Genomic DNA, 25,849 nt, shown 5'->3' with positions numbered 1-25,849 from the left:
CGTCAGCGCAGCGAGGACGAGCCGCCGGGAATCAGGGGTAGCTCTGGAGAGGGCCTGCAGCGCTGCCGGGTGTGGAAGGGCAGACTGCCGCCTAGTCGAAAGCTACACCGATCCGGGCCGGTGTGCCATGGAAAGACATCTAGCCATCGACCCGGCAGTGACACCTAGCCATCGACCCGGCGGTGACACCTAGCCATCGACCTGGCAGTGGAGTAACTTTCAATTCAGAGCCGTTCCACCCCTGATTCCTGGTGGCGCGGTGCGTGGAGCTACCCCTGATGCCTGGTGGCTCGTCCGATCTGATGGACGAGTAGGCAGGCCCTCATGAATCACATTCAGCGTCACCTTCACTCTCATTTACCTGACGAACATTTGCCTGACGATTCCGTCGTGCGGCAGATCGCGCGAGTTGTGGAATCCGCGCCCCGCAGCGTAGCCGTTGCCTCGGTGGAAGAAGAGCTCGACTACGGCCAACTACATTCTCGCGCAATCGCACTCGCCGAAGATCTGAAATCTGCCGGGGTGGTTCCTGGTGATCTTGTGGCTCTCTGTGTGCCGCGTTCGACGGACTGTGTCGTCGGTGCGTTGGGGATCCTCTCGGCGGGTGCCGGGTACGTGGCACTCGATCCGCGGCAGCCTGATGCGCGACTTCGGTTTGCCGTCCAGGATAGTTCTGCTCGCGCGTTAGTTGCTTTTCCGGACGTTGCTGCCAGGCTCGATTGGGTCGACCCGATCGTTCCGCCGCGCACTGGGTGCGCACCGGTCGACGGCGAGGCTGTCATTGCCGAGACCTTCAGCACCCGACCGACTGATGCCGCTTACGTCGTCTACACGTCGGGTTCGACCGGTGAGCCGAAAGGCGTTGTCGCCGAGCACGGCGGATTGCTCAACCTGATCGACTGGCACCAACGATCATTCGAGCTGACCTCGAATGATCAATGCACGTTGATCGCGAGTCCGGGTTTCGACGCAGCAGTGTGGGAACTGTGGCCGGCTTTGACGGCGGGCGCGTCGTTGCACGTAGTTCCATCGGGATTGGAAAACGATCCGGTGCGGTTGCGTGATTGGCTGGTCTCCGAACGCGTGAGCGTGTGCTTTGTGCCCACCCCCCTCGCAGAATCGCTGATTGCGATGACCTGGCCGGAAAATACCGCACTGCGGATTCTGTTGACAGGAGGCGACGTGTTGTACCACCGTCCGCCGCCTGGCTTGCCGTTCACTCTCGTCAACAATTACGGACTGTCCGAGGCGAGTGTCGTCTCCGTGTCGGGGGTTGTCGATCCGCTCGCCGGTGACGCCCCAGCAGACGCGTTGCCCGCACTCGGTCGCGCGATCGACGGTGTCGACCTCGAGGTAGTCGGTGAGGACGGTTCCCCGGTCCGTGCCGGTGAGGTCGGAGAATTGGTGATACGGGGTGTATCGGTAGCCCGCGGATATCTCGGTCTGCCGGACTTGACCGCGCAGAAGTTCTCACAGCACGGCGACGACCCCGCACAACGCGAGTACCGGACCGGTGATCTGGTTCGGGTCAACAGATTCGGCGATGTCGAGTTCTCCAGCCGACGCGACGATCAGGTGCAGATCCGAGGTAACCGGGTCGAAGTCGGTGAGATCGCCGGGGTACTCGATCGACACCCGGCGGTGCAGGCCAGCGTGGTGATCGTTCGCGGGGATCGGCAGAATCCATCTCTGGCTGCGTTTGTCGTTCGGGATGACAAGACGGCGGACATATCGGGGCTGCAGACGTATCTCTCGGCCCACCTTCCCGATCACATGTTGCCTCGTTCCATCATCGAACTTGACGAGTTCCCCACCACCGCACACGGAAAAATTGATCGCGCGGCGTTGGAGCGCGCGGCGCACTCGACCATCAGTGTCGACCGAGGCTCCTTGATCGCGCCTCGAAACGAGGTCGAGGCAGCGCTCGCCGAGATCGTCGCCATACGACTGGATCTGCCGGCGGTGGGGATCGACGAAAACTTCTTCGTTCTCGGCGGCCATTCGATGTTGGGCGCTCAGTTGATCATTCGGATAGCGGAGATGTACGGCGTCGAAATGACGTTGCTCGAGCTTTTCGACAATCCCACGGTTCGTGACATGGCCGCCAAGGTGGAACAACTGGTCGTGGAGCAGATATCCGGCATGAGCGATCAGGAGCTTCTCGACGCAGGACGGAGTGAATGATGACCACGGCACCGACCAAGGCTCCCAGTCTGATTCGACTACTCGACCCCGAAGTGCTAGCAGATCCCTACCAGCTCTATCAATCCTTGCGCGACGAGGCGCCGGTGATGTGGGATCCGTACCTACACGCGTGGGTGGTGACTCGTTACGCGGATGTCGCCGACGTACTCACCCGGTTCAAGGCTGATCGCACGCCCACCCCGGCAAAGTTGGCTGAGTTGGGGATGGAGCAGTTGGCTCCGGTGGCGCAAGTGATGGTGCGTCAGATGCTGTTCCTCGATCCACCACAACACGGCCGGGTTCGCGGATTGGCGGCTGCGGCCTTCACACCGCGCCGCATTGCGGCCCTGCGCGGTCACATCCAGGAGATCACCGATTCGCTGATCGACGCGGTCATCGACGACGGGGGCATGGAGGTGATGGACACCCTGGCCAACCCGCTGCCCGCTATCGTGACGGCGGAGATGTTGGGGGTGCCCACCGAAGACCATGAACTGCTGAAGAACTGGTCAAGTGACTTTGCCGAGATGCTCGGCAATTTCCAGCACAATCCCGGCCGCGTTGCCGGTGTCCTGCGCAGCGTGGAGCAGATGACGGAATATTTCCAGGCCGCGGTGCGCAACGAGGCCACGCACCCCACCGACGGTTTGATCGGTGCGCTGTGCGCAGCGGAGATCGACGGAGACAGTCTCAGCGAAGACGAGATAGTGGCCAACGTCGTGGTGACCATGGTCGGCGGACAGGAGACAACCACCAATCTGATCGGCAACGGCTTGCTCACGTTGCTCCGTCACCGCGATCAGTTCGAGGAATTGATCGACGATCCCTCGGGTCTGAGCGCAGCGATCGAGGAACTGTTGCGTTTCGAGAGCCCGAGCCAACACACGGCACGGATTGCTCCGGACGCGGTGGAGATTGCCGGACAACCGATTCCGGCAGGCCAAGCGGTGATCGCCGTGATGGGGTCCGCGAATCGGGACCCCTCGAAGTTCACCGATCCTGGTCGGCTCGATTTGCATCGCGCACCCAACCGTCACCTCGCATTCGGTTGGGCGGGGCACTTCTGCTTCGGTGCGCCGTTGGCCCGGATGGAGGCGCAGGCGGCATTCGGGACGGTGCTGGCCCGGTTGCCAGGACTGGAACTGCAACCGGGACCGATCCGGTGGCGCCCCAATTTGGGATTACGTGGCCTTGCGTCACTGAACGTGCGGTGGTCGCTATGACCACCCTCGACAACGAGCGCCGGATCGCGGCGCGGAAAGCACTGCTCGAGAATCGATTGCGGGGAGCACAAGCGAACGGCGCATCACCTTCCGTGCCGCGCAGGCGGGGGAGTGAGACCGGTGTGCACTACGCGCCGCTGTCGGCCGCACAGTTGCAACTGTGGTACCTCAATCGGTTGGCGCCGAAAGCGCTTGCGTACAACGAACTTGCCATTGTGACCAAAGACGGGGCTTTCGACGTCGAAGCCCTCAACTGGGCCTTCAACGAATTCATCCGCCGGCATGAAGCGTGGCGCACCACGTTTGCGATGGTGGGAGACGAGCCGCGGCAGGTGATCCATCCGCCGGCGGTGACGGAGCTGCCAGTCTTGGATGTGAGCCACTTACCGTTCGACGAAGCGGTCGGCGTGGCAACAGACCTTGCCGTCGAGCAGACACGTCAGCCGTACGACACGAGCGCGGGTCCACTGATCCGGCCGCAGTTGGTGCGTGTGTCCGACTCATGTCATCGGTTGTACCTCGGACTGCATCACTTGATCTTCGACGGCGTCACGCTGTACCGGATATTTCTTCCGGAGCTGGTGTCGTTGTACAACTCTCGGATCGCAGGCACTTTGCCTGCGCTTCGTGAGTCGCCCGTTCAACACGGCGACTACTCCTCCTGGGAGCGGAAGTGGGTGGAGGGCGATGAGGTGGCGAACAGGATCGAATGCTACCGACGGCACTTCAAGGGGGCGCCGGCCTTGGACCTTTCGCTCGACCGGCCGCGTCCGCCGCGTCAACGATTTGTCGGGTCTGTTGAGCCGGTTTCGGTTGACGCCGACACGGTGGCGAGATTGCGTTCCTCGGCGGGCCTGCAAGGGGCAACGCTATTCCATGCCTTGGCCGCGGTGTACGGGTACTGGCTCCAGTGTTACACGGGCAGTAGCGATGTCACGTTCGCAACACCGACAGACCTCCGTCAAAGGTCCGAACTCGAGTCAATGGTGGGGTACTGCCTCACTCCGACCGTGTTGCGCGCGCGACTCAGCGCGCACTGGACATTTGCCGAGGCCGTCGCCGCCATGCGCACCGAAGTACTGGATGCGCTCGGGCGTGTGGTGCCCTTCGAACGGCTGGTCCGGGGACTGGACGTGCCGCGAGATCCTCGTATGAACCCGCTGTTCCAGTCGGTCCTGGTTCTCGAACCCCCGGCGGTTCCCGTCGACGACGAGTGGTCGATGCAGCTGATGGAGAACGCCGTCGGCTCCGGAGTTGGGCAGGTGAAGTTCGATCTGAGCCTCGAGTTGGACGAGCGCGACGACGGTCGGTTGGTGGGCAGAATCAGCTACAACACAGACCTTTTCGATTCAGGAACGGTCGCGTTGATGGGGCGTCATCTGCACCTGTTGCTGCGCCGGTGCGCGGAAAACCCCACCGCCGTCCTGAGCGAGCTGTCACTCGCGGATCCCGAAGACGTGACTCGGCAGCTGAATCTCAATCCTGCCCCTGCCGAGTCGGGACTGATCGGACAAAGTCCTCCGCGAACGATCCACGAGGCAATCGTGAATCGGGCGATCACGTCGCCGAATGCACCAGCCGTGACAGTGGGTGCGATCTGCTTGACCTACGGCGAGCTGGTGAACCGGGCCCGTTCGATTGCCGGACGTCTTACCCGCGTGGGTATCGGTCCGGGAACTGTTGTGGCGGTGTTGATGCCACGCACGATTGATCTCGTGCCGGCGATCCTGGCCGCCTTGATGGTGGGCGCTGCCTATCTGCCGATCGAGCCTAGGCAACCGGTGCGGCGGGCCCGGTTCATGCTCGAGGACGCGCATGCGTCGGTAGTGCTGACTGCCGAATCCTTGGCTGAGGAATTGACGTGGGTCGACTGCCCAGTGGTGACAGTGGACGGCCAGGAGCCCTCTGATCCAAGCACGGAACGGTTGGTCGACGGTCGGTACACGGGGGCAGTTCGGTCTGACGATTTGGCCTACATCATCTACACGTCGGGTTCGACAGGAACACCCAAAGGCGTTCAGGTGGAACACCGCAATGTACTGGATCTGATGTCGGCGTTGCCGGTGGCGCTGGGTCTCGATTCCGGCGACGTCGTGCTTTCGGTGGCCTCATACACGTTCGACATGTCGGTTGGCGACTACTTCGTGACTCTCGGGATCGGGGCCGGTCTTGTGGTCGCTACCACCGAGGAGATGCACGACCCGCGTCGGCTTGCGCACGTGATCGAGCAGTGCGGCGCCACGCGGATGAGCGCAACCCCCACCAGTTGGGCAGCGCTGATCGAATCGGGCTGGGCAGGAAGCCCCGGGTTGATCGCGGGTGCGGTTGGTGAACCGCTACCGCAGTCGGTGGCAATGTCGCTGTCCGGTCTCTGCGCCGGGGTGTGGAACGGGTGGGGCCCAACCGAGACGACAGTGTTTGCCGGCGGCGGATCGGTCTCCCCGGATGAACCGGTGACAGTGGGCCGACCGATGCCGGGAACACGTCTGTACGTCACGGATTCGAGTGGGCGGATCCTTCCGATGGGTGTGCCGGGAGAGATTGTGATCGGCGGACCAGGGGTGTCGAGAGGGTATCTCCACCGCACGGGTGAGACGGCGCAACGGTTCGTACCGGATCCGTGTGTGCCCGGAGAGCGCGCCTACCGCAGCGGTGATCGCGGGCGGTACATCGCCGACGGACGGCTGCGGCACCTCGGGAGACTCGATGGTCAGGTCAAGATCCGCGGGTTCAGGATCGAACTGGGCGAGATCGAAGCGACGCTGAGAGAACATCCGGGCGTGGCAACGGTGTCCGTCGACGTCGGCACCGACCACTGCGGACAACCGCAGTTGCTTGCCTACATCGTCCCGGATGAGAATTACTCCCGGCAGAACCAACCGGATGACGACGCGAATCTGCGCGCGTGGACACGGCAACGACTGCCGGAGTACATGGTGCCGGCCGTGATCGTTCGAGTGCCGGCACTTCCCACCTCGGTAAGTGGGAAACTCGATCGCCGGGCCTTGCGCGACCTGGCCGCACGGGTGCAGCGCGAAGGCGCAGATGAACATCGCAGCGCGGCAATCGCTTCCGAGAGGTCTTCTGCACGGGTGCTCACGCCGACGGAGCAGAAGGTAGCCTCTCTGTGGTCGATGCTGCTCGCCACCGAGGTGTCGGATCTGGATCGGAACTTCTTCGATCTCGGCGGGCATTCGATTCTGGCCGCGAATCTTGTTGCGCAGATCGAACATCGGATGGGTGCGCAGGTGTCGCTTGTCGATTTCCTCGACAAGGGAACTACCGTCGCTGGGCTTGCGCGCCTCGTGGACGGTGCGTCGTCGCCGGCCGAATCGCACGCGCCGGCCGCGACGGATCGGCCGCCCGCCTTCTTCGTGTTTCCCGATCTCCCGAGCGCGATGAGTCTGCGGCATCTGCGTACGCTGTGGGGCGACGAGCAGGGTGTGTATCCGCTGCTGCCGCTTGCCGCGTCGATGCGCCCGGAACGCTCGGATACCGTCGAGCAACTCGTGGAGCCCATGATGTCGGCGATGCGGGCCGTTCAACCGGAAGGGCCGTACGCACTGGCCGGCTTCTCGTTCGGCGGGCTTGTGGCGTACGAGCTTGCGCGACAGTTGGATCGAGACGGGCAGCACGTTGCGTGGCTGGGGATACTCGATACGCCGACGCCGGAAACCGCAGGGCGAGTGATGAAGCGATGGAAGTCGTCGTCGGGACGACTCGAGCGGCTACGCCAGCCCGGCAGGATCAAGCTGGTGACCGAATATGCCCGCAACCTCAGATGGTCGGGTCGGGAGAAACTGATTGCCGCGGGAGTCATTCGGCGTTCGGCGACGGAGGATTTCGATCTCCGGGGTGTCTGGGACATCATGGCGCGCTACGAACAACGCGGGCACAGCGTGCCACTCGAACTATTTGTCACGTCGACGACGGCGGCGGAAGTGCGAACACCGATTCTGGGGTGGGATACCTTCCACGAAGGTCGGGTGCGCACGCACTTTCTGTGCGGAAGCCACGACTCGATTCTCGACAGCCCACAAATCGAAGAACTGGCAGAGATCATGCTGGCAGGTCTTCACGATACTTTTCACGATACAAGGGTGGATCTACCGTGATGTGGAATCGAATCGTCGCGTGTGCCTGCGCGGTTGTGCTCATGACGGGTTCGAGTTGTTGTGCGGCGGGTGCGCGAGACGACCTGGCTACTCTGCAGCAGGTCGCGTCCGGAGGTTTCTACGTCGACCCGAATTCGAGTGCGGCGCGCGCGATGGTCGACTACCCGGAAACCGCCTCGACCGTTGCCACGTTGGCCGACACACCGCAGGCAATCTGGCTCAGTGCAACATCTCCGCCGTCAGCGGTTGCCAACCAGGTGGGGCGCTACGTCGACGGCGCGGCGAGTGCGGATGCTGTTGCGGTGTTGGTCACCTATGCGATTCCCCAGCGCGACTGCGGTTCCTTCTCTGCCGGCGGGTACAGCAACGGCGCGGACTACCGGACCTGGTCGGACAATGTCGCGGCCGGAATCGGTAACCGTGAAGCCGTCGTGATCGTGGAACCGGACGCGCTCACCGACCGATCGTGCCTGTCTTCGGAACAGATCACGGAACGAATGGATCTACTTCGCTATTCGGTGAATGCTCTTTCTGCGGAACCGAATACGGCGGTGTACATCGACGGTGGTCATTCTCGATGGCTGGATGCACCCGAGCTGGCGAGTCGACTGGGATCGGCCGGCGTTGATCGAGCCAGGGGGTTCAGTCTCAATGTCGCCAACTTCTACACGACAGCGGAGCAGGAAGCATACGGCGAGTCCGTATCGGCGCTGACCGGCGGAAAGACCTACGTCGTCGATACGTCACGCAACGGCGCCGGACCACCGCCCGAAGGGCCGCTCAACTGGTGCAATCCTCCGGATCGCGCGCTAGGGTCGGCCCCGACAACACAAACCCAGGCAGCGCACGCGGACGCGTATTTGTGGGTCAAACATCCCGGCGAATCGGATGGCACGTGCAATCGCGGTGAGCCGCCGTCGAGTGTGTGGTGGAATGCGTATGCTGTTGCGATTGTGCAGAATTCGGGACGACGCCGAAGTATTCATACGGCACGCCGTGAAATTGCTCTAGCGTAGGCGCGTCGAACCTGCGGCAGGACTGTCGATTCGGTATAGGCGCGGGCCCTGGTCCTTCCACCGTCAGCCAAACGTGTGTGGAGGGCCTGATCGTTGACCAGCAGTTCAAGTGCCCGGGCGAGTTCGGCGGCATTGCCGGGAGGAACAAGCAGTCCGGAGCGATTGTGGTCGATCACGTCCCGTAGCCCGCCGATGTCGGATGCGACAACCGGGGTTCCCGCACTCATCGCTTCGATGGCAACAAGTCCTTGTGGTTCCGCCCATCTCGAGGGGACGCAGACCACGCGAGCCCTTCGCATGGCAGCCATGACCTGTTGGTGCCCGGCGTTGGTGCGAACGATCACTCGGCGTTCGGAGTCGCCGATCATCGATGGGGTATCGGGGCGTTGCATTCCGATCACGACCAGTGGAATCGGCGTGGGCATGAGCCGCTGCGCGTCCAGCAGTGTCGTGATTCCCTTGTGCGGGCCGATGGCACCGATGAAGAGCAGGTAGTCGGTGGACGGGAGGAAATCGGTTGTGTCATTCCCCAGCCCCTCGTCACCGACGTCGTCGGGTACAAACGACGGTATTACGGCTACCCGATCCGGATTGACTCCCTCCAGACATGATTCCGCCACTGCTGTGCTGATCGGCAGAAAGAGCCCGACACGATCGAGGAGGTGCTGGCTCTCGGCCAGTCCGAGGACAAGTGGCACGGCCTTCGGTGCCCCGTAGAACTCGCTTGCGCACCGAAGGCACCGCTTGATTCCTGGACCCGGGCATACGGTGTCCAGCGCGTTCGCGGGTACCAGAGTTTTCTTGGCGCAGTTCAGTCCGTAGTCGTGGAGAGTGACTACCAGTGCGGTTTGCCGAGGTAAGCGCAATCGCAGGCATGAGTGCAGGATCCATCCGTGGGCGTGCACTACATCGGGTTGTAGCTGATCGACAAGGCGCTGGAGGTGCCTCGTCAGTGCGGGATCGGGTGCGGTGGGATGAAATTGGTGGGTGGGGTCGGAGGTGAACGGTCGCAGGAATCGCGTCCAACCGGGTAGGTGGTGGACCACAACCAGGCCTTCGAGCGAATGCGAGGCTGTGCCGCCTCGGCTGAGTGTGGCGACTGTGACTTCGGTTCCGTCGCCGGCCAATCCGGTGGCCAGTGCATGCACGGCACGTTCGAGTCCACCGGCCGCCGGTGGGTAGCTGTCGGAGACCACGAGGACCTTCACCGGCGAACCCCCTTCACCGAAGAACCCTCTGCTGTGCAGGCACGATGATGTAACGCCACCGCGCCAACGTCCAGAGTGCGCCGAGGCTCTGCGCTGCGAGCCAGCTGATTCCGACAGCAACAATCCCCATGGAGGGCAACAGGATCCAGGAGAGGGCCAAGCACATCAGCAGCATCGACACGTTGAGCGTCATCGCCTCGCGTAGCCTGCCGACTGCACGCAGAACCGCCACCGCGATATTGGTGACGGCGTCCGGGATGGCAGAGAGGGTCAGCACGATCAGCAGCATTTTCCCGTGGGCGCTGTACGACTCGCCGAATACCCGCAAGGCCCACCCACCGCCGATGAGGTAGACGAGGATCAACGGGCCGAGCAGCGCGGCGATAATCCGACTGCAGCGCCGTGCGAGAGCCGGGATGTCTTCGGGATCCGTTGCGGTCTCGGCGAACAGCGACATCGCGATACACGGACTGATCATGAAGAACACCGCGCCGAGCATCCAGGTCGCATAGAAGTAGGCGCCGTCGGATTCGGACAGTCTGGCGAGCACGATGATCGGCAGTACGAATGACGTGACACTCGCGGCCACGGTCACAACGTGTTGCCCCAGAAGTGACGCGCTCATGTCCCGGACGTCGGAGACTAGGTGTCCGAACAGTGGCCGCATGCTGTGTTCACCGCGAATTCGTCTGCACCAGAACGTCGAGAACACGACCGATATCACCGCGGACGCGCTCCAGGCCGTCAGAATCTGGTTGTGAGTGCCACGGATGAGCACGGGAAGGAACAGCAACGGAATGCGTAAGCCGGTGAACAGCATGTTGCGCGCGAGGAGCAGTCCGCTGCGTCGCAGCGCAACTGCCACACAGTCGGCCAGCGTGCCGAGAGCGAAGAATGTGGCTCCCATCGTGAATGCCGCTGCGGCGACAGCGGTGCTCAGCGAGGGGAGGGTGTCCAGAACGTATCCCAAGGTGAGAACCACGACTGCGGACCCGGACACCGCAGTCACGATCACGACTGTCACTGCGGCGGTGAGTATTCGACGCCAGCGATCAACCGTGAGCGTGCGCGGTAGCCACTCGACCATCGCGGTGGCAGCGCCGACGCTGGCGATCAATGCCGTCGCCTGCATGGCGCTGGTGGTGGCCGCTCCGACTCCGATGTCCGCTGTTGATGTCGTGTGAGCAACAACAAGCCAGAACACATAGCCCATGAGGGAGGTGAGAACGGTGCTCGCCATCATGTAAGAACTGTTGCGCAGCATCGAGTCTTCGGCTATTCGGGTCCGCGCGATCTGGGGGAGAGAGCCGAGTGTCACCTTCATCAGGGCGCCACGGAGAGATAGAGCACGAGGGATGTCGGTCCGACACCGACGGTGTCGGGGGTCTGGGCTATCGTGAGGTCGATCGCGACGCGGTACCGGCCGGGCTCGTTCGGTGCGAGGAACGACACCGTTCCGACCTGGGCGCTGCGGGCATTGGTGTTGGTGTCGAAGGGTGCGGTCGGTGGTGTCGTCACAAACCGCGGATCGGTTGGTGAGACGCCGCCGATGGTTGCGGACACGTCCGGCGGCAGGGTGGGAAAGAGGAATCCGTAGCTGTACGAAGTCCATTCGATGTCGACCGGAGAACCGGGTGCCACTGCGAGTTGGCCAGCGATGGCAGTGTCGGGGCCGGTGAGAATCGTGTTGACATACCGTTCGGGCTGCGTTGTCTGCATCGCGAGCGCTCCGATCAACGCGCCGACGCACAGGGCCGTCAACGCGAGCGAGACCAGTGCGGTTTTCCCGACTCGGCGCCACGGTACGTCGGGGACTGCGCGCGATTCAGGTTTCCGCGGAGACTGCCGGATGCGACTGGCCAACAGGGTCAACATCACCGCCGATACGGCAAAGAGCGCCAGTGCGATGGTTGACGTGGTCAGTTGAAATCCCAATGGGCCAAGTGCCAGAACGGTTTCGAGCAGGATGATGAGGGTGAACAGGGCTGGAAGAAGTACGCGCAGCGGTTTTTCGAGTCCGTCGAAGCGGGTGTCGGTACTACCGGGCGTCTTGCCGAGGATCAGCGCCGCGGCCGCCCACGCCGGTATGACGAGGAGTGCGGCCACTGCACACACCCGAAGTTCCACGGGAGCCCGGAGCAGTACCGCGGCGAGAGACACGGCCGCAACCACGGCGGAAACCCTCACTCCGGTAAGGAGATCGGAGGTCAGTACCACGTCCAGGACTTGGCGACTCCGAGTGGCAATGTCAGTGCGTTTCATGGCGTTCCTGTCAGATCGGTCAGTTCGGTGCCGACGCTCGCCGAATCGAGTCGGTAGACCCGGAGATGCTCGGTCGACATGATCAGCGACGCCCACGGCGCGTGGTCGAGTCGGTCGAGGTACGACGGCGGTGTCGGCAGGCCGGCCAGGGGATCTCCGCTGCCGTAGTTGTCCCCGTTGAAGGGTGGGGAATCCGCCATTCGGGTATCGACGACAAGGTAGTCGTAGGTTGCCCCGGCCAGGTCGGTAGCGAGCTTCGTATCGGGGTCGGTGTCGGTCTGGGTCAGCTCCCACACCGGAAAGTCGGATGACGGTTCGGAGACGTAGAGTTCGCCGTACGCCGCCAGCGCCAGCGTTGTGTATCGGTCGGTCACGACGCGCACGCGACCTTCTCTCAGTCGAATGTGTTCGGCCACCGTCCGAGCTTCGGAGCTCGCGGATCTGGTGTCCGAGCCCCAGAGAAACGGGCCGGGAAAGCGGTACGGATCGTTGAGGCCGGCGCCGACATTGCCGATCAGCAAGACGATCAGGACGGCGAGCGAGATCAGTTTCCGGAACCGGATCACGATGCGTGGCAACCGATCCTGGAACGCGACGACGAGGGCGCACATCACTGCCACCCCGACGTAACTGAACGCCCACGAGCGCCTGGCCCCCTCCGCACCCGATGGGGCCAGCACAAACAGAACGGACGGGAAGTAGACGGCCCCGATGGCGATGAATGCGAGAGTTGCGGACGTGACTTTGCCCCGCACGCGCGCGATCACCAACAGGCCCAACGCGAATATCGCTGCGACCGCTGCCGGGGCGGCGGCAGTGAAGGCTCGTTCCCAGAGTGGTTGAACATTGGCGGCGAGCAGTTCGCGGCCACTCGATTGTGACGTGGCGATGCTGCTCAACTGAGTCACCGAGTTGGCGAGATACGGCGAGAGGTAGCTCACGGTCGGTGATGCGACAAAGACAAGCCAGGCGGCGCCGACGGCCGCGGTGCCGCTCAGCAGAACCCACCATGCGTATGGCCTTTGGTGTGCGCGTACAAACCCGAATGCGGTGACAGTGACGGCGATTGCACCCGAGATCAGGAGCAAGGCGATGGTGGTCAGATGGTGGGTCACGACGCATACGGCGCCGCACGTGACCGCGATCGACAGAAAAGCGATTCGACGACGATGATCGTCCGACTGTGCGGCAATCGAGGTCAAAGCCAACGCCCACATGAAGAATGTGATGGCAACACCCTCGTACGCGAATTGAGTGTCGAAATAGATGGCAGACGGATTGAGGGCGTAGATCAGCGCTGCCACGGCACCTGCACGGGCGGAGCGCAGTAGCGACGTTCCAAGGACGTACGCACCGAGAATTGTCATCACGTGGGTGACGACCATCAACACTTCGCCGGCGGACCAGGCCGAAAGTCCGGTCAGCTGAGCGATAGAGGCGGACAGGGCTGACGTACCCGGGAAGTATTCGACGATCGGGATGATCGAATTGGGTGGGAACAGTTGGCCGCTCGACATGACGTCGACGGATTCACGCCAGTGCGCATACTCGTCGTGATACGACGGGCCGAAAGGGTTTCGGAGATACTTCGGGACTGCCGTGAAGAGTCCGAGCAACGCTATCGCGCCGATGCGCTGATTGACTGTTGTCCCGAAAGCCGCCAGTTTGGCTGCCAGCGGAATAACCCCGAGCAGCATACCGACCCAGAAGGTTGCGTAGTAGACATTCGGCGGTGAACCGTCGGACGACATCCGGTACGACACACCGATCAGGAGTATTCCGAGTGCAAGGAGGACGCCTGTCGATGTCCACGACCGCAGCGCCGAGCGTGAAGTGTCGGAGAACCGATGCCGCGGAGCCTGTTCGGCATCGACCGGGGCGAGTGCGATCATGATTGCGCCAACCGTTCGATCGCACGCAGGGTGGTCGACCACGACGTGTGGTCGGTGAATCGTCGATGGCGGTCCGGCGGAATCGACATCAAGGTACGACGGAGTGCGTCGACGTTGTCGGGTTCGACCAGATGGGCGCCTTCGTAGGTGCGAGTTGCTTCGACCAGTCCGCCCACCGCGTAGAGCACGACGTGTAGTCCGGAGTGCATTGCGATCTGCAGCGGACCGCTTGCCGACGCGCGCCGATAGGGAAGCACCACTACGTCTGTATCGCGGAAGAATTGGCCTGCCTCGGCGTCGCTGACGTAGCGATTCACGAAGGTAATGCGCCGACGGTGTGGACTGGCGGATATCAGTGCTGCCGGAGTCTGCCAGTTCTCCCAGGTTTCACCCACGATCGTGAGATGAAACTGTGCGGCCTGCTCGGCGCTGAGTTTGTTGAAGGCCACCAGGAGATCGTCGAGGCCTTTGTACGGTCTGATGAGGCCGAAAAAGAGCAGTCGGGTTGGCCCACTGCGGGAATCGTGAGAAGCCGGGGAATCGGCGGGGGAATCGGCGATGTGTGTGTACGGTCCGTGGGGTGCTGTTTCGATGTCGAGTCGGTCGAACGGACGCGAGCCGAATGTTCTGCGCAGTAACTCTAAATCATGGTTGTTGTGGACGAGCGCGCCATGGGCGAGCGACAGCAGAAGGGGCATACCGCGTCGACAGTACATATCGACGCCCAAAACCAAAGCCTCACTGGTGTCCTGAGTCTCGTGAAACTCGACAACCACACGAATGCCGAGTACCCGGGCAAACAAAGCGACGAGGATATAGGTGTGGAGTGTCGCGGCAGTCCACCATTGCAGTACAACCAGATTCGGCTTTGTCGAGCGAAGCCGAGCCAGGGCCCCCAATAGGCCGGGAAACCAGTACCAGTCGAGTTCGCCGATGCGAGTGACATTGTTGCCGTAGCGAAGCGCGGTGCCGGTATTCGGTGAGCGACGAGTAGTCGGATACAACCGCCGCGGGATGACCCGGCGTAGCAGGAGCACCGACACATCGTGTTCGCGACTCAGTTCGTTCGCAAGTGTGCAGGTGTAGGCCGACAACCCACTGAGGAAGTGAAAGCCCGGACCCACGAGCACTACCTCGAGTCTGCCTTCCGCGTTCACGCTGCTCACCCCGCAGCCTTCGGCAGATGCAGAACCTTGGGCGGACTGCTGGGTGGATTGTTGGGCGGATCATTTTGTGCTGCTGCGACTACCGAGATCCGGTGCACAACGGGTGCGATGTCCGGTCGGTGCTGCACCCGAATCCGAGTCAGGACGGCAAGGCAGACAACACCATCTCGCCAGGTGATTTTCTTGCCCTCCGACACGGATCGTCCGTGATAGGACACAGGCACCTCGAGAGGCCGGATACCGCACCGCAGTAATCGCGCTGTCATTTCCGTGTCGAGGCCGAATCCGCCCTCCGTCAATGTCAGGGAGCGCAGGTGATCGGTCGGGATGAGTTTGAGGCAAGTGTGCATGTCCGTCAGGCAAGCGTCGTACAATACGTTGGCAAACAAGGTTGTTGCGCGGCCGCCGATGGCAAACCGAAATGACGGAAAGCAGGCGTTGACTCCGCGGACCCTCGCGCCGAACACGTGATCGGAGTATCCGGCCAGTACCGGTGCGATCAGCGACGGAATATCGCTCGGCAGATATTCGAGGTCTGCGTCGAGGATGACGAGGTGACTTCCGGCGGCGTAGTCCAACCCGGTTCGAATTGCCGCGCCCTTGCCGCGATTGACCGGATGGGTCACTACGACAATGTCTTTCGATGTCCGAGCGTCTGATCGCTGAGCTTCGAGAATTCGTGCGGTGCGATCGGTGCTGCCGTCGTCGACGACTATCAGTTCCATCCGGCACGGATAATGTACGGCGAATACGCGGTCTATCGCTGCCTTCAGCGTGCGTTCCTCGTTGAAGACCGGCATCAGTATCGAGAGGCTGACCAGCGGCTGGCTGTGCGGAAACGAAGGCTGATTCATTGCGGGTGCCACCTGACTCGTCCGTGCGGGGAGGGACGAGCTACCGGGAATCAGGGGCAGCTCCGAATATCGGTGCGGAAGTACCAGGGAACAAGGGCATGCCGACTAATTCGAACTTACTCCTCGGCGACTCTCCACGCTACGGCTCCCCTCGGAGTACATGTCGGTACACCTGGGCTGTTGCGGTTGCCACGCCGGCCCAGTCAGGCAATACCACGTCGTCGCCGGTACCGGCACTCAATTGAAGTGCGATCGCACGGGCTATGGACGTGGCGCCTGCAGTCGGTGGGATAAGGACTGCTCCGGTACCGAGGAATCGCCGAACAATCTCACGATGAGCTGGTATGTCGCTCAGGACGATTCGTGATCCTGCAGCGGCCGACTCGAGGGGGGCGATGCCAAAGGCTTCATGCTCGGACAACGAGACGGACACGTCCGCCGTCCGGAGCCAGCGATGCATGCCAGGAGTGTCCAGCCGTCCCGTGAACCGCACCCGGTCGCCGAGTCCGAGGCGGGCGGAACTGGCGGCCAGTGCATTTCGAGCAGAACCGTCGCCGACGACAACAAGCTGGACGGTGTCGGGCAATTCGACCATGGCCTCGAGGATCCGATCCACCCGCTTGTATGGTTCCAATCGCCCGTGAAACAACAGCGTGGCGGTTTCGTCGGGATACGGCGTGGCGGCGCGTACTGCAGCTGCGTCGACGCCGTTGGGAATGACAGTTGTGTAGGTTTCGAGGCCCGGGAAATACGAATGCACCAACTCGAGTTCTGCATCGGAGACACAGACAACGGCGGAGCTCGAGGTGAAAAGCGCTCGGGAGAATTTCCGGTAGAGCGAATGCAGCATGCGGGTGGATCGAGTGTGTCCGGTGCCGTGAAAATGTGGGGTGAAGACGACCGGCCGATGGAACCCCGTCAATGCGGCCAACGCGGAGGATGCGTGATAGCTGTGGACGTGGACGATGTCAAAAGTATTGTCGAGGTGCATGGTTCGCACCAAAAGTCGGGGTGAGACCGACATGGCGGTGGTTGTCCACGCGGGGTAGCGGTGAACAATCGAATCGCGTTTTTGCGGGGTCGCCGGCGTTTCCGCTCGACGGCTACCGGTGAAAACTTCGACATCGATCCCGGTCGAGCTCAGATGTGTGGCCAACTGCGCGACGTGGTCTTCGACTCCGCCGATGGACGGCGGGAATGCCGGTGTCACCAAAGCGACGCGCATCGATCACACCTTCAGTCCCAGTTCGACAATCGCCCGCGCGACGGACAGCACGGTCGCGTTGTGGCTGCGTGCGCGTCGGCGGATGAGTTGGTATGCCGAGTCGATGGTGGTGTTGTGGTCCTTCGAGATGATCCCCTTGGCCTGTTCGACAACGATTCGGGTTTCGAGTGCATGTTGCAGCTGCGTGGATTCCCGTTCGCGCTCGTGTAGTTCGAGCGACATGAGTATGAACCCCATCGCGACGGTGGTCAGTGCCTGGGCTGCGCTCACATCGTCGTCGTCCCAGATGATCATCTCGTGCGAGAAGACGGTCAGCGTCCCGATCGAGGTTCGGGCGGGGGCCGCGGAGCCACTCGAGATTCTCGCCTCCCGGTAAAACGGAAGCGCCGCCACGGCTTTGACGCCCAGGTGGCTCGCTTGGGCAGCAAAGGCAGGCCAGGCGTATGCGGCGCTCGGCACATCGGTGATCTGCACGCTGTCGAGTCGGGGTAACCTCCCGGGCCCTATCCGAAACTCTCGTTCGCATCGATCGAATTCGGGTGAGCTGACCGACGTGATGTCCGGTTGATCGGGAAGGGTGACGGTGATGCTTGCCGCTGCGGTATCGAATATGTCGGCGATGTAGCACACGAGTTCGTGAAGTGTTTGCGTTGCCGAGTTACCTTCGCGCGGCGGCGACGCGAAATGGGTCAGGGCACAGAGGTATAGGGCGTCATCATGCATGGGTATCCCACCGTAGGTCGTTACCGGTGCCGTGACTTGTCCCCGCAGAAGTGGAGTCTGCGCAGACGTGGCAGATGTTCCGTATCTTGTTCCAGTGCACAAGGTTCGGACATATTTGAATTCAGATGCTCTGAAATCCAGTTCCGAGGACGGAACCTGAGGTCAGAAACAAACTGAAATCCCGATATGACCCAAGCGTACAGACCCAGGGAATGAATGGGAACCCATATGGCCCGTGGTCGACGGCGAATTTCCTTGCGACCCTTGCGAAGCGAGTTTCCATACCTTGCGTCCGGTTCTATCGGCCGGGATGGTCGGACGGCAGGCTAAGGTCGGGAACAGATGATGTCCGATTGCTTTCTCGATGAGGAGTTGCTGTGCGTGCGATGGTTGTTACCGAGTTGTCCGGCCCGCAAGGACTCGACCTCGAGGAGATCCCCGAGCCTGATGCGTCCGGCAAAGTTCTCATCGACGTCAAGGCCAGTGGAGTCTGTTTTCCGGACTTGTTGATCACCTACGGCAAGTATCAAATCCGGCCGGAGCCCCCGTTTGTCCCCGGTGCGGAAATCTCGGGTGTCGTGATCACGGCGCCGGAGGAATCGGGATTCACTGCGGGCGACCGGGTCCTTGCGGCGACCTATCTCGGGGGATATGCGGAACGAATAGCAGTCGACCATTCGCAGGTGTTGCGAATCCCGGACGCTTTGGATTTCGACGAAGCCGCGTCTTTGATCATCAATTACCAGACGATGGAGTTTGCGCTGGCTCGTCGCGCCAAGATCGTGGCCGGCGAAACCGTAGTTGTTCTCGGCGCGGCCGGCGGTGTGGGCACCGCGACCATTCAGTTGGCCAAGGCGCACGGTGCTCGGGTAATCGCCGTTGTTCGACGCGCCGGCGTCGAGGAGTTCCTCCGCGAGTTGGGAGCTGACGAGGTGGTGGCACTGGCGCCGGGGTGGGGTGAGCGGGTTCGCGAGCTGACCGGCGGCAAGGGGGCGCAGATAGTGGTGGATCCCGTCGGCGGTGACGCCTTCGACGAGGCGGTCCGCGTTCTGGCCCCTGAAGGCCGCCTTGTCGTGATCGGATTTGCCGGCGGCGGGATTCCCGAGGTGAAGTTGAACCGGGTGCTGTTCCGCAACATCAGCATTGTCGGGGCGGCGTGGGGTGAGTTCACACGTTCTGATCGCGACGCAGTTGCTGAGGTGCATGCATCGCTGGTGCGCCATGTCGAAAACGGGTTGCGTCCCATCGTCAAGGCTCGATACCTTCTGGAGGATGCGGCCTTGGCGCTCACCGATTTGGAAACGGGCAAAGTTCTCGGAAAGGCCATTTTGGTGCAGGAATGAGTTTCCGAGGGTGATGTTGCTCACCGGAAATCGGGTTGCGCGTTAGTTACGGTTGGGCAATAGTTGCATCCGCACTACTATTCGCCAGGTGATCGCCTCGGATTCTGATGACCTGTTCGGAGCACTCGACGAGTTGTTCACTCGCCTGATGAGCGCCGGTGATTCGGAGTCGATCGATGCACTGATCGAGTTGGATCTCTCGTTCAGTCAGGTTCGTGTGCTGTTTGCTCTCGGCCAGTGCGATGCGCCCGTCCCGATCAACGAGGTTGCCGACGAGCTTCGGCTCTCGGTGGCGGCGACGGGTCGCAATATCGACCACCTCGTGCAGATGGGGTTGGTCGTGCGGCGTGAGGACGAACGTGACCGGCGCGTCAAACGGGTTTCCCTGTCGGAGGCCGGCGTTAAGGTCACGTCCAATCACATCGAATGCAAGCGTGGACAGCTTCGTGATTTTGCGTCGCGCGTGCCCGCGCCGGAACGGCTTCGACTTGTCGAGGCGCTAGAGCCCATTCTCGCGGGTGACTACCTGCGAGCATCTACCCAGGAGACTTCGCGATGACATCGCCGAACGCGCCGGCACCGGCGTCCGACAAGTTAGACGGTGCGGTACTCAAAATCGCATCCGTGGTGGTGCTCGGTGCCATCATGTCGATTCTCGACGTGACCGTGGTGAGCGTCGCGCTGACTACATTTGCCGAGGAATTCGATACGTCCTACGCCACAGTGGCATGGACGATGACGGCGTACACGCTTGCTCTCGCAACAGTTATCCCGGTGACGGGTTGGGCGGCGGACCGATTCGGTACCAAACGGCTGTACATGACCGCGCTCGTGCTGTTCGTGCTGGGTTCGGTTGCCTGTGCGATGGCGTGGGACATCACGTCGTTGATCGGTTTCCGAGTTCTGCAGGGTCTTGGCGGCGGCATGTTGATGCCGCTCGGTATGACGATCATGACCAAGGCTGCTGGTCCGGAACGGATCGGTCGTGTCATGGCTGTGCTCGGTATTCCGATGCTGCTCGGCCCCATCGGTGGACCGATCCTCGGTGGTTGGCTGATCGAGGTCGCAAGCTGGCACTGGATCTTCCTGATCAACCTGCCGATCGGTGCCATTGCGTTGGCGGCAGCGTTCAAGATTCTGCCTTCGGACAAGCCCCAGCCTTCGGAGTCGTTCGACTTCCTCGGCATGGTGCTGCTGTCGCCGGGCCTGGCGCTGTTCCTCTTCGGTGTGTCGTCGATCCCCGAGGTCGGGACCGTCGCGTCGGCCAGGGTCTTGGTCTCCGCCGGTATCGGCTTGGTTCTGATCATCGCGTTTGTGTTCCATGCGCTGCGTAAGGATCATCCGCTGATCGACCTGCGCTTGTTCAAGAACCGGCAGTTGTCGGTCGCCGTGATCACGACGTCACTGTTCATCGTGGCGTTCATGGGCGCGGGTCTGTTGTTCCCGAGTTTCTTCATCCAGGTGGGTGGCCACACGACCCTCGAGGCCGGCCTCCTCATGGCTCCGCAGGGGCTTGGCGCAATGCTGACCATGCCGATCGCCGGCCGACTCGTGGACAAGATGGGCGCAGGCAAGATCGTGTTGACGGGTCTGCCGTTGATCCTGATCGGCATGGGTGTCTTTACGCAGGTCGCTTCCGATTCCCCGACCTGGATGCTGATGGCTGCCCTGTTCGTGATGGGTATGGGTATGGGCTGCACGATGATGCCGCTGATGACGGCCGCGATCGTGACGCTGTCCAACGAGCAGATCGCTCGCGGTTCGACACTCATGAATATCGTTCAGCAGACCGCCGGCTCTATCGGTACCGCTGTGATGTCCGTGGTTCTCACCAACCAGTTGCTCAATCGCGATCTGACAAGCAATGAAGTCGGCATGGCGCACCTTCCGCCGCCGGTGGGACCGGATCCGTCGACGGTCGATTCGATTCTGAGTTCTGCCGCCGACGCATTCGGCAACACGTTCCTTGTTGCTACCGTCTTGATTGCTTTGACCTTCATCCCGGCATTCTTCCTGCCGCGTAGCAAGACGACGCGAGTTGTAGCCGAGGGTGATTCAGCGGCGCCGATCATGATGCACTGACACGTATTCTTTTGCGCTGAGGGCGGTAAGCACATGGTGTGCCTACCGCCCTCAGTGCTGTTCAGGGTGCGGGAATAGCCCCAGATGGTTGAATGTTAAATTATCTACATGCAGTCGTAGGGATCAACGCCCTGAACAGGAGTAGCCATGCAGTTCGGAATCTTCACAGTCGGTGACGTCACCACAGACCCCACGACAGGGGTCACGCCCACCGAGCACGAGCGCATCAAGGCGATGACCACTATCGCCAAGCATGCCGAAGACGTGGGACTCGACGTCTTCGCAACAGGCGAGCACCACAACAAGCCGTTTGTGCCGTCGTCACCCACCACGATGCTCGGCTACATCGCTGCACAGACCGAGAAGATCACGCTGTCCACGTCAACGACGCTGATCACCACCAACGATCCGGTGAAGATCGCCGAAGACTACGCGATGCTCCAGCATCTCGCGGAGGGTCGCGTCGACCTCATGATGGGGCGTGGCAACACGGCGCCCGTGTACCCGTGGTTCGGCAAGGACATTCGCGCGGGTATTCCGTTGGCCCTCGAGAACTATCAGCTCTTGCGCCGGCTTTGGGACGAGGAAGTGGTGAACTGGCAAGGGGAGTACCGCACTCCGCTGCAAGGTTTCACGTCCACACCACGTCCGCTCGACGGCATCGCACCCTTTGTGTGGCACGGCTCGATTCGCAGTCCTGAGATCGCGGAAATCGCGGCGTATCACGGTGACGGGTTCTTCGCGAACAACATCTTCTGGCCCAAGGAGCACTACATCGAGCTCATCAACCTCTACCGTCAGCGCTACGAGCATTACGGACACGGCACCGCCGATCAGGCGATCGTCGGGCTGGGCGGTCAGGTCTTCATGCGTAAGAACAGTCAGGACGCCGTCAAGGAATTCCGCCCGTACTTCGACAATGCGCCGGTGTACGGTCACGGACCGTCGCTCGAAGAGTTCACCGAGCAGACGCCGCTGACAGTCGGTTCGCCGGAGCAGGTCATCGAGAAGACCCTCGCGTTCGCGGATTTCTTCGGCGACTACCAGCGCCAGCTGTTCCTCATGGATCACGCGGGTCTTCCGCTGAAGACGGTGCTCGAGCAGCTCGATCTTCTCGGCGAGGAAGTTGTACCGGTTCTGCGTCGTGAATTCGCGGCTCGTCGTCCGGCGCATGTCCCGGACAACCCGCCCACCCACGCGTCGATGAAGGCCGCGCGTGACACAAGTGCGGTCTCGGCATAGTTCTGGGCACCCTGACGCAACCCGAGGCAGGATGAAGAGATGAGCAACCTCGACATGCATCCCGTAGAGCAGGAATGTGAAGGCAAACCTGACAACAGCGAGATTCAGATCCTCACCCCGCGGGATGTTCCGCTCGGTGGCCCACGGGCAATGCGGGTGCGGCGCACATTGCCGCAGCGCGATCGTTCGCTGATCGGGGCGTGGTGCTTCGCCGATCACTACGGGCCGGACGACGTCGGCTCGGGGCCCGGCATGCATGTGCCGCCGCATCCACACACCGGTTTGCAGACGGTCAGTTGGTTGTTCACGGGTGAGATCGAGCATCGCGACAGCATCGGCTCTCACGCGATGGTGCGCCCGGGCGAACTTAACTTGATGACGGCCGGTAGCGGGATCGCGCATTCGGAGGTCTCGACGCCGAAAACGAAGGTTCTGCACGGCATGCAGCTGTGGGTGGCTCTCCCGGACGCGGCTCGCGATACCGCCCCCGCGTTTGTTCACTATCGACCGGAACCGGTGACCATTGGGGGCGCCAGGCTCAGCGTGTTCCTCGGCTCGTTGGCCGGCGAGAAATCGCCGGTATCCACCTTCACCGAATTGCTCGGTGCCGAGATAGTTCTCGATCCGGGCGCTGACATTGCGCTCGACGTCGATCGTTCGCACGAACACGGAGTGATCGTCGATCAAGGATCGGTAGTGCTGCGTGGCACCACCGTCGGCTGGGCCGAGTTGGGTTATCAAGCACCGGGTTTCGGGAAGCTGACATTACGCAACCCGGGTTCCGAACCAGCTCGGGTCCTGCTGCTCGGCGGCAAGCCGTTGGGCGAGCAGGTCATCATGTGGTGGAACTTCATGGGCCGCACGCACGAAGAGATCGTCGAGTATCGACGCAAGTGGCAGGCCGAACTGGCCTCTGGATTCGACGGCAGCGTCCCTGATCAACGTTTCGGCGTAGTGCCGGGATACGACGGTCCGGCGCTCCCGGCACCCGAGTTGCCGAACAGTACGTTGCGGCCCCGAGGTTAGCCGCGTCTCTTGCTGCTTCCGGCCGCAAGCGTCGTGTCGATCAGGCCTGTTCGATGTCCTGATGGGCCTTGGCGAGCATGATGTAACCGGCGCCGTTGGCGCTGATCCCGGCCTTTTCGCCTTCGGAGAGTTCACGTTTGACCTTGGCCGGTACGCCGGCGACCAGTGATCCGGGCGGGATCTGCATCCCCTGCGAGACGACGGCGCCGGCCGCGATCAGTGATCCCGAACCGATGTGTGCGCCGTTGAGCACCACTGCGCCCATGCCGACCAGCACGTCGTCTTCGACGGTGCACCCGTGCAACACCGCGTTGTGGCCGACCGAGATTCGCTCGCCCAGAACCGCGGGGAACGTCGGGTCTGCATGCACCGTGCAGTTGTCCTGGATGTTGGTGTCCGCGCCGATGGAGATCGATTCGGCGTCGCCGCGAATGACCGCGCCGTACCAGATGCTGGCGCCGGCAGCGATGGTCACTGCGCCGACAACGGTGGCATTGGGTGCGATGAACGCGCTCTCGTCGATCTGCGGGGTGCGTCCGAGAACGGTGGCGATGATCGGGTTGGTCATGGTTCTCCTGTGCGTTGGAATGAACGTGCTCTGACGGTACCTGGACTATTTCGGGGTGGGCTTTCGATTCATGACAACGGTGCCGATGCCCGCCACGACCACAAGTCCGATGGCAACCAGGGTCATGGAGTCGAGTGTCTGTCCGATGATGACTACGCCGGCCAACGCTGCTGCTGCCGGTTCGAGCGCAATGAGGACGGCAAAGACCTTCTTGGCCAAGGATCGCAGCGCCCACATTTCCAGGCTGTACGGAATGACGGACGAGAGGATGGCTACGGCCGCGCCGGCGGCAAGCATCTTCGGATCGAGCAGTTCGGATCCTCCGGAGACCACACCGAACGGCAGGGTGAGGACGGCCGCCACAATCGTGGCACCGGCCAGACCGTCGGCACTCGGAAGTGTTGCGGCGAGGTGTGAACCGGCGATGATGTATCCCGCCCAGGCTGCGGCCGCAATGAGTGCGTAGATCACGCCGACGACGTCGAGTCCGGATTCCCCGTGATCACCCAATCCGAGGAGCAGTACTCCGCCGAAGGCAAGCAGCACCCAGGCACCGTCGGCCCAGCGCTTCGACAGCACCGCGGCAAGTGTGAGTGGCCCGAGAAATTCGATGGTGACGGCCGTTCCGATGGGCACCGTGTCGAGGGCCATGTAGAAGGCCCCGTTCATGACGGCCAGAGAAACGCCGAGCGCAAATATGCCCTTGCGCTGCCGGTTCGACCACCTGCTCCATCGTGGGCGGACGATGACTCCGAGGATGATCGCGGCGATCGTCAGCCGAAGCGTCGTGGCACCGGCCGGCCCGATCTGCGAGAACAGGGTCGTCGCGAATGCCGCTCCGAACTGGAGCGAAAGTATCGAGGTGAGGACTGCGCCGACCGGCAGAAGCTGACTGCCGGCCTTCATTCTCCGGTGAACTCAGGACTTCGACGCTCGAGCATCGCGGCAACGGCTTCGTGGTGATCGCGAGTGTGATGGGCGATCGACTGCATGGCGGCCGAGAGTTCGAGCAAACTCTCGAGGCTCTGGTGCTGGCCCTCGCGGAGCAGTTTCTTGGTCATGCGGAGCACCTGCGGGGGATTGGCGGCTACTCGCGCTGCCAAAGCGTGCGCTGCGGGAAGCAATTCTTCGGGCTCGGTGATCTGCGAGACCAGACCCCAGTCGAGTGCCTTGGTCGCGTCGATCGGTTCGCCGGTGAACGCCATCTCGGCGGCGCGGGCGTTGCCGATCGCGCGGGGGAGCAGCCAGGCTCCGCCGTCGCCGGGGATGAGTCCCACCTTGACGAAGCTCTCGGCGAAGACTGCGGCGGTCGAGGCGATGCGGAGGTCGCACATGAGTGAGAGGTCGCAGCCCGCTCCGATGGCCGGGCCGTTGACCGCGGCGATGGTCGGCACCTCACACGTGTACAGCGCGAGCGGAATGCGCTGGATGCCGTGCCGGTAGCCCTGGCGGATCTCGCCGGGAGCACCACCGAACATGCCTTCCTTGTCTCGCATGTGTTTGACGTTGCCGCCGGAGGAGAAAGCCGACCCGGCCCCCGTGAGGATGACTGCGCGCACACTCTGATCTCGGTTGACTGCGGTGACCGCGTCTTCGAGGGCCTCGATCATGTCGATCTCGGAGATGGCGTTGCGGGTGTCCGGGCGATTGAGGGTCCACGTGACCACATCGCCGGTTCGCGAGATCAGTACGGCGTCGCTCATGGGTGCTCCTGATAGTC

20 protein-coding genes are annotated in these 25,849 nt (G+C 62.2%); 9 read left to right on the top strand and 11 right to left on the bottom strand.

What is annotated here, in order from left to right:
- Positions 1–324 precede the first annotated feature (324 nt).
- Genes KYT97_RS09870 through KYT97_RS09855 form a run of 4 tightly spaced genes read left to right on the top strand, consistent with a single transcriptional unit; the run spans position 325 to position 8,538 of the window.
- Complete coding sequence (locus KYT97_RS09870) at positions 325–2,184, top strand: non-ribosomal peptide synthetase (RefSeq protein ID WP_219112170.1); 1,860 nt, start codon at positions 325–327, stop codon at positions 2,182–2,184.
- On the top strand, positions 2,184–3,407 hold the full coding sequence (locus KYT97_RS09865; protein WP_033236443.1) for a cytochrome P450: 1,224 nt from the start codon (positions 2,184–2,186) through the stop codon (positions 3,405–3,407). Before KYT97_RS09870 ends, KYT97_RS09865 begins: the two co-directional genes overlap by 1 nt.
- Positions 3,404–7,522: a non-ribosomal peptide synthetase gene (locus KYT97_RS09860; RefSeq protein ID WP_219112169.1), complete on the top strand. Its 4,119-nt coding sequence runs from the start codon at positions 3,404–3,406 to the stop codon at positions 7,520–7,522. Before KYT97_RS09865 ends, KYT97_RS09860 begins: the two co-directional genes overlap by 4 nt.
- A complete protein-coding gene (locus KYT97_RS09855) occupies positions 7,522–8,538 on the top strand; it encodes a glycoside hydrolase family 6 protein (RefSeq protein WP_245006157.1) in 1,017 nt (338 codons plus the stop codon). The genes KYT97_RS09860 and KYT97_RS09855 overlap by 1 nt, the downstream gene beginning before the upstream one ends.
- On the opposite strand, the gene KYT97_RS09850 is transcribed toward KYT97_RS09855, so the two are convergent.
- The 8 genes from KYT97_RS09850 to KYT97_RS09815 form a co-directional block, all read right to left on the bottom strand.
- A complete protein-coding gene (locus KYT97_RS09850) occupies positions 8,505–9,746 on the bottom strand; it encodes a glycosyltransferase (protein ID WP_219112167.1) in 1,242 nt (413 codons plus the stop codon). The genes KYT97_RS09855 and KYT97_RS09850 overlap by 34 nt on opposite strands.
- A gap of 13 nt (positions 9,747–9,759) precedes the next feature.
- Positions 9,760–11,070 carry a lipopolysaccharide biosynthesis protein gene (locus tag KYT97_RS09845; RefSeq protein WP_219112166.1) on the bottom strand — a complete coding sequence of 437 codons (1,311 nt, stop codon included), beginning with the start codon at positions 11,068–11,070 and terminating at the stop codon, positions 9,760–9,762.
- Complete coding sequence (locus KYT97_RS09840; protein WP_219112165.1) at positions 11,070–12,008, bottom strand: hypothetical protein; 939 nt, start codon at positions 12,006–12,008, stop codon at positions 11,070–11,072. The genes KYT97_RS09845 and KYT97_RS09840 overlap by 1 nt, the downstream gene beginning before the upstream one ends.
- Positions 12,005–13,900 (bottom strand): hypothetical protein, encoded by a 1,896-nt coding sequence (locus tag KYT97_RS09835; protein ID WP_219112164.1) that lies wholly within the window; start codon positions 13,898–13,900, stop codon positions 12,005–12,007. Before KYT97_RS09835 ends, KYT97_RS09840 begins: the two co-directional genes overlap by 4 nt.
- The gene (locus KYT97_RS09830; RefSeq protein WP_033236437.1) at positions 13,897–15,066 is read right to left on the bottom strand and encodes a glycosyltransferase; all 1,170 of its coding nucleotides are present in this window, start codon (positions 15,064–15,066) and stop codon (positions 13,897–13,899) included. The genes KYT97_RS09835 and KYT97_RS09830 overlap by 4 nt, the downstream gene beginning before the upstream one ends.
- Positions 15,063–15,920 (bottom strand): glycosyltransferase family 2 protein, encoded by an 858-nt coding sequence (locus tag KYT97_RS09825; protein WP_116101703.1) that lies wholly within the window; start codon positions 15,918–15,920, stop codon positions 15,063–15,065. Before KYT97_RS09825 ends, KYT97_RS09830 begins: the two co-directional genes overlap by 4 nt.
- 139 nt (positions 15,921–16,059) lie before the next feature.
- The gene (locus KYT97_RS09820) at positions 16,060–17,145 is read right to left on the bottom strand and encodes a glycosyltransferase family 4 protein (RefSeq protein WP_116101702.1); all 1,086 of its coding nucleotides are present in this window, start codon (positions 17,143–17,145) and stop codon (positions 16,060–16,062) included.
- 3 nt (positions 17,146–17,148) lie between these two features.
- Positions 17,149–17,868, bottom strand: coding sequence for an ANTAR domain-containing response regulator (locus KYT97_RS09815; RefSeq protein ID WP_052683643.1), 720 nt, complete (start codon positions 17,866–17,868; stop codon positions 17,149–17,151).
- Between the two features lie 377 nt (positions 17,869–18,245).
- On the opposite strand from KYT97_RS09815, the gene KYT97_RS09810 reads away from it, so the two are divergent.
- The 5 genes from KYT97_RS09810 (at position 18,246) to KYT97_RS09790 (ending at position 23,561) form a co-directional block, all read left to right on the top strand.
- Entirely contained in the window at positions 18,246–19,211 is a 966-nt protein-coding gene (locus KYT97_RS09810; protein WP_095886696.1) for an NADPH:quinone oxidoreductase family protein, read from the top strand.
- 88 nt (positions 19,212–19,299) lie between these two features.
- Entirely contained in the window at positions 19,300–19,770 is a 471-nt protein-coding gene (locus KYT97_RS09805; protein ID WP_033236435.1) for a MarR family winged helix-turn-helix transcriptional regulator, read from the top strand.
- Positions 19,767–21,293 (top strand): DHA2 family efflux MFS transporter permease subunit, encoded by a 1,527-nt coding sequence (locus tag KYT97_RS09800; RefSeq protein WP_033236434.1) that lies wholly within the window; start codon positions 19,767–19,769, stop codon positions 21,291–21,293. The genes KYT97_RS09805 and KYT97_RS09800 overlap by 4 nt, the downstream gene beginning before the upstream one ends.
- A 147-nt stretch (positions 21,294–21,440) precedes the next feature.
- Entirely contained in the window at positions 21,441–22,535 is a 1,095-nt protein-coding gene (locus KYT97_RS09795; protein WP_033236433.1) for an LLM class flavin-dependent oxidoreductase, read from the top strand.
- 39 nt (positions 22,536–22,574) lie between these two features.
- Positions 22,575–23,561, top strand: coding sequence for a pirin family protein (locus KYT97_RS09790; RefSeq protein ID WP_033236432.1), 987 nt, complete (start codon positions 22,575–22,577; stop codon positions 23,559–23,561).
- Between the two features lie 40 nt (positions 23,562–23,601).
- Here KYT97_RS09790 and KYT97_RS09785 read toward each other — a convergent pair whose 3' ends face one another.
- The 3 genes from KYT97_RS09785 to KYT97_RS09775 are packed head-to-tail and all read right to left on the bottom strand — an operon-like array spanning position 23,602 to position 25,832.
- A complete protein-coding gene (locus KYT97_RS09785) occupies positions 23,602–24,129 on the bottom strand; it encodes a gamma carbonic anhydrase family protein (protein WP_033236431.1) in 528 nt (175 codons plus the stop codon).
- Positions 24,130–24,174: 45 nt separating this feature from the next.
- The gene (locus KYT97_RS09780; protein WP_033236430.1) at positions 24,175–25,035 is read right to left on the bottom strand and encodes an EamA family transporter; all 861 of its coding nucleotides are present in this window, start codon (positions 25,033–25,035) and stop codon (positions 24,175–24,177) included.
- Positions 25,032–25,832 (bottom strand): crotonase/enoyl-CoA hydratase family protein, encoded by an 801-nt coding sequence (locus KYT97_RS09775; protein WP_033236429.1) that lies wholly within the window; start codon positions 25,830–25,832, stop codon positions 25,032–25,034. The genes KYT97_RS09780 and KYT97_RS09775 overlap by 4 nt, the downstream gene beginning before the upstream one ends.
- Positions 25,833–25,849 lie beyond the last annotated feature (17 nt).

It is taken from the genome of Rhodococcus globerulus, assembly GCF_019334125.1.
Lineage (GTDB): Bacteria > Actinomycetota > Actinomycetes > Mycobacteriales > Mycobacteriaceae > Rhodococcus_F > Rhodococcus_F globerula.
Note: the sequence above shows the minus strand (reverse complement) of the source record. Positions and strands in the feature narration are given on the sequence as shown.

Coding starts and splice junctions, on each gene's coding strand:
- KYT97_RS09870 (WP_219112170.1), top strand. CDS start 325: ATGAATCACATTCAGCGTCACCTTCACTCTCATTTACCTGACGAACAT.
- KYT97_RS09865 (WP_033236443.1), top strand. CDS start 2,184: ATGACCACGGCACCGACCAAGGCTCCCAGTCTGATTCGACTACTCGAC.
- KYT97_RS09860 (WP_219112169.1), top strand. CDS start 3,404: ATGACCACCCTCGACAACGAGCGCCGGATCGCGGCGCGGAAAGCACTG.
- KYT97_RS09855 (WP_245006157.1), top strand. CDS start 7,522: ATGTGGAATCGAATCGTCGCGTGTGCCTGCGCGGTTGTGCTCATGACG.
- KYT97_RS09845 (WP_219112166.1), bottom strand. CDS start 11,070: ATGAAGGTGACACTCGGCTCTCTCCCCCAGATCGCGCGGACCCGAATA.
- KYT97_RS09840 (WP_219112165.1), bottom strand. CDS start 12,008: ATGAAACGCACTGACATTGCCACTCGGAGTCGCCAAGTCCTGGACGTG.
- KYT97_RS09835 (WP_219112164.1), bottom strand. CDS start 13,900: ATGATCGCACTCGCCCCGGTCGATGCCGAACAGGCTCCGCGGCATCGG.
- KYT97_RS09825 (WP_116101703.1), bottom strand. CDS start 15,920: ATGAATCAGCCTTCGTTTCCGCACAGCCAGCCGCTGGTCAGCCTCTCG.
- KYT97_RS09820 (WP_116101702.1), bottom strand. CDS start 17,145: ATGCGCGTCGCTTTGGTGACACCGGCATTCCCGCCGTCCATCGGCGGA.
- KYT97_RS09815 (WP_052683643.1), bottom strand. CDS start 17,868: ATGCATGATGACGCCCTATACCTCTGTGCCCTGACCCATTTCGCGTCG.
- KYT97_RS09800 (WP_033236434.1), top strand. CDS start 19,767: ATGACATCGCCGAACGCGCCGGCACCGGCGTCCGACAAGTTAGACGGT.
- KYT97_RS09795 (WP_033236433.1), top strand. CDS start 21,441: ATGCAGTTCGGAATCTTCACAGTCGGTGACGTCACCACAGACCCCACG.
- KYT97_RS09790 (WP_033236432.1), top strand. CDS start 22,575: ATGAGCAACCTCGACATGCATCCCGTAGAGCAGGAATGTGAAGGCAAA.
- KYT97_RS09785 (WP_033236431.1), bottom strand. CDS start 24,129: ATGACCAACCCGATCATCGCCACCGTTCTCGGACGCACCCCGCAGATC.
- KYT97_RS09780 (WP_033236430.1), bottom strand. CDS start 25,035: ATGAAGGCCGGCAGTCAGCTTCTGCCGGTCGGCGCAGTCCTCACCTCG.
- KYT97_RS09775 (WP_033236429.1), bottom strand. CDS start 25,832: ATGAGCGACGCCGTACTGATCTCGCGAACCGGCGATGTGGTCACGTGG.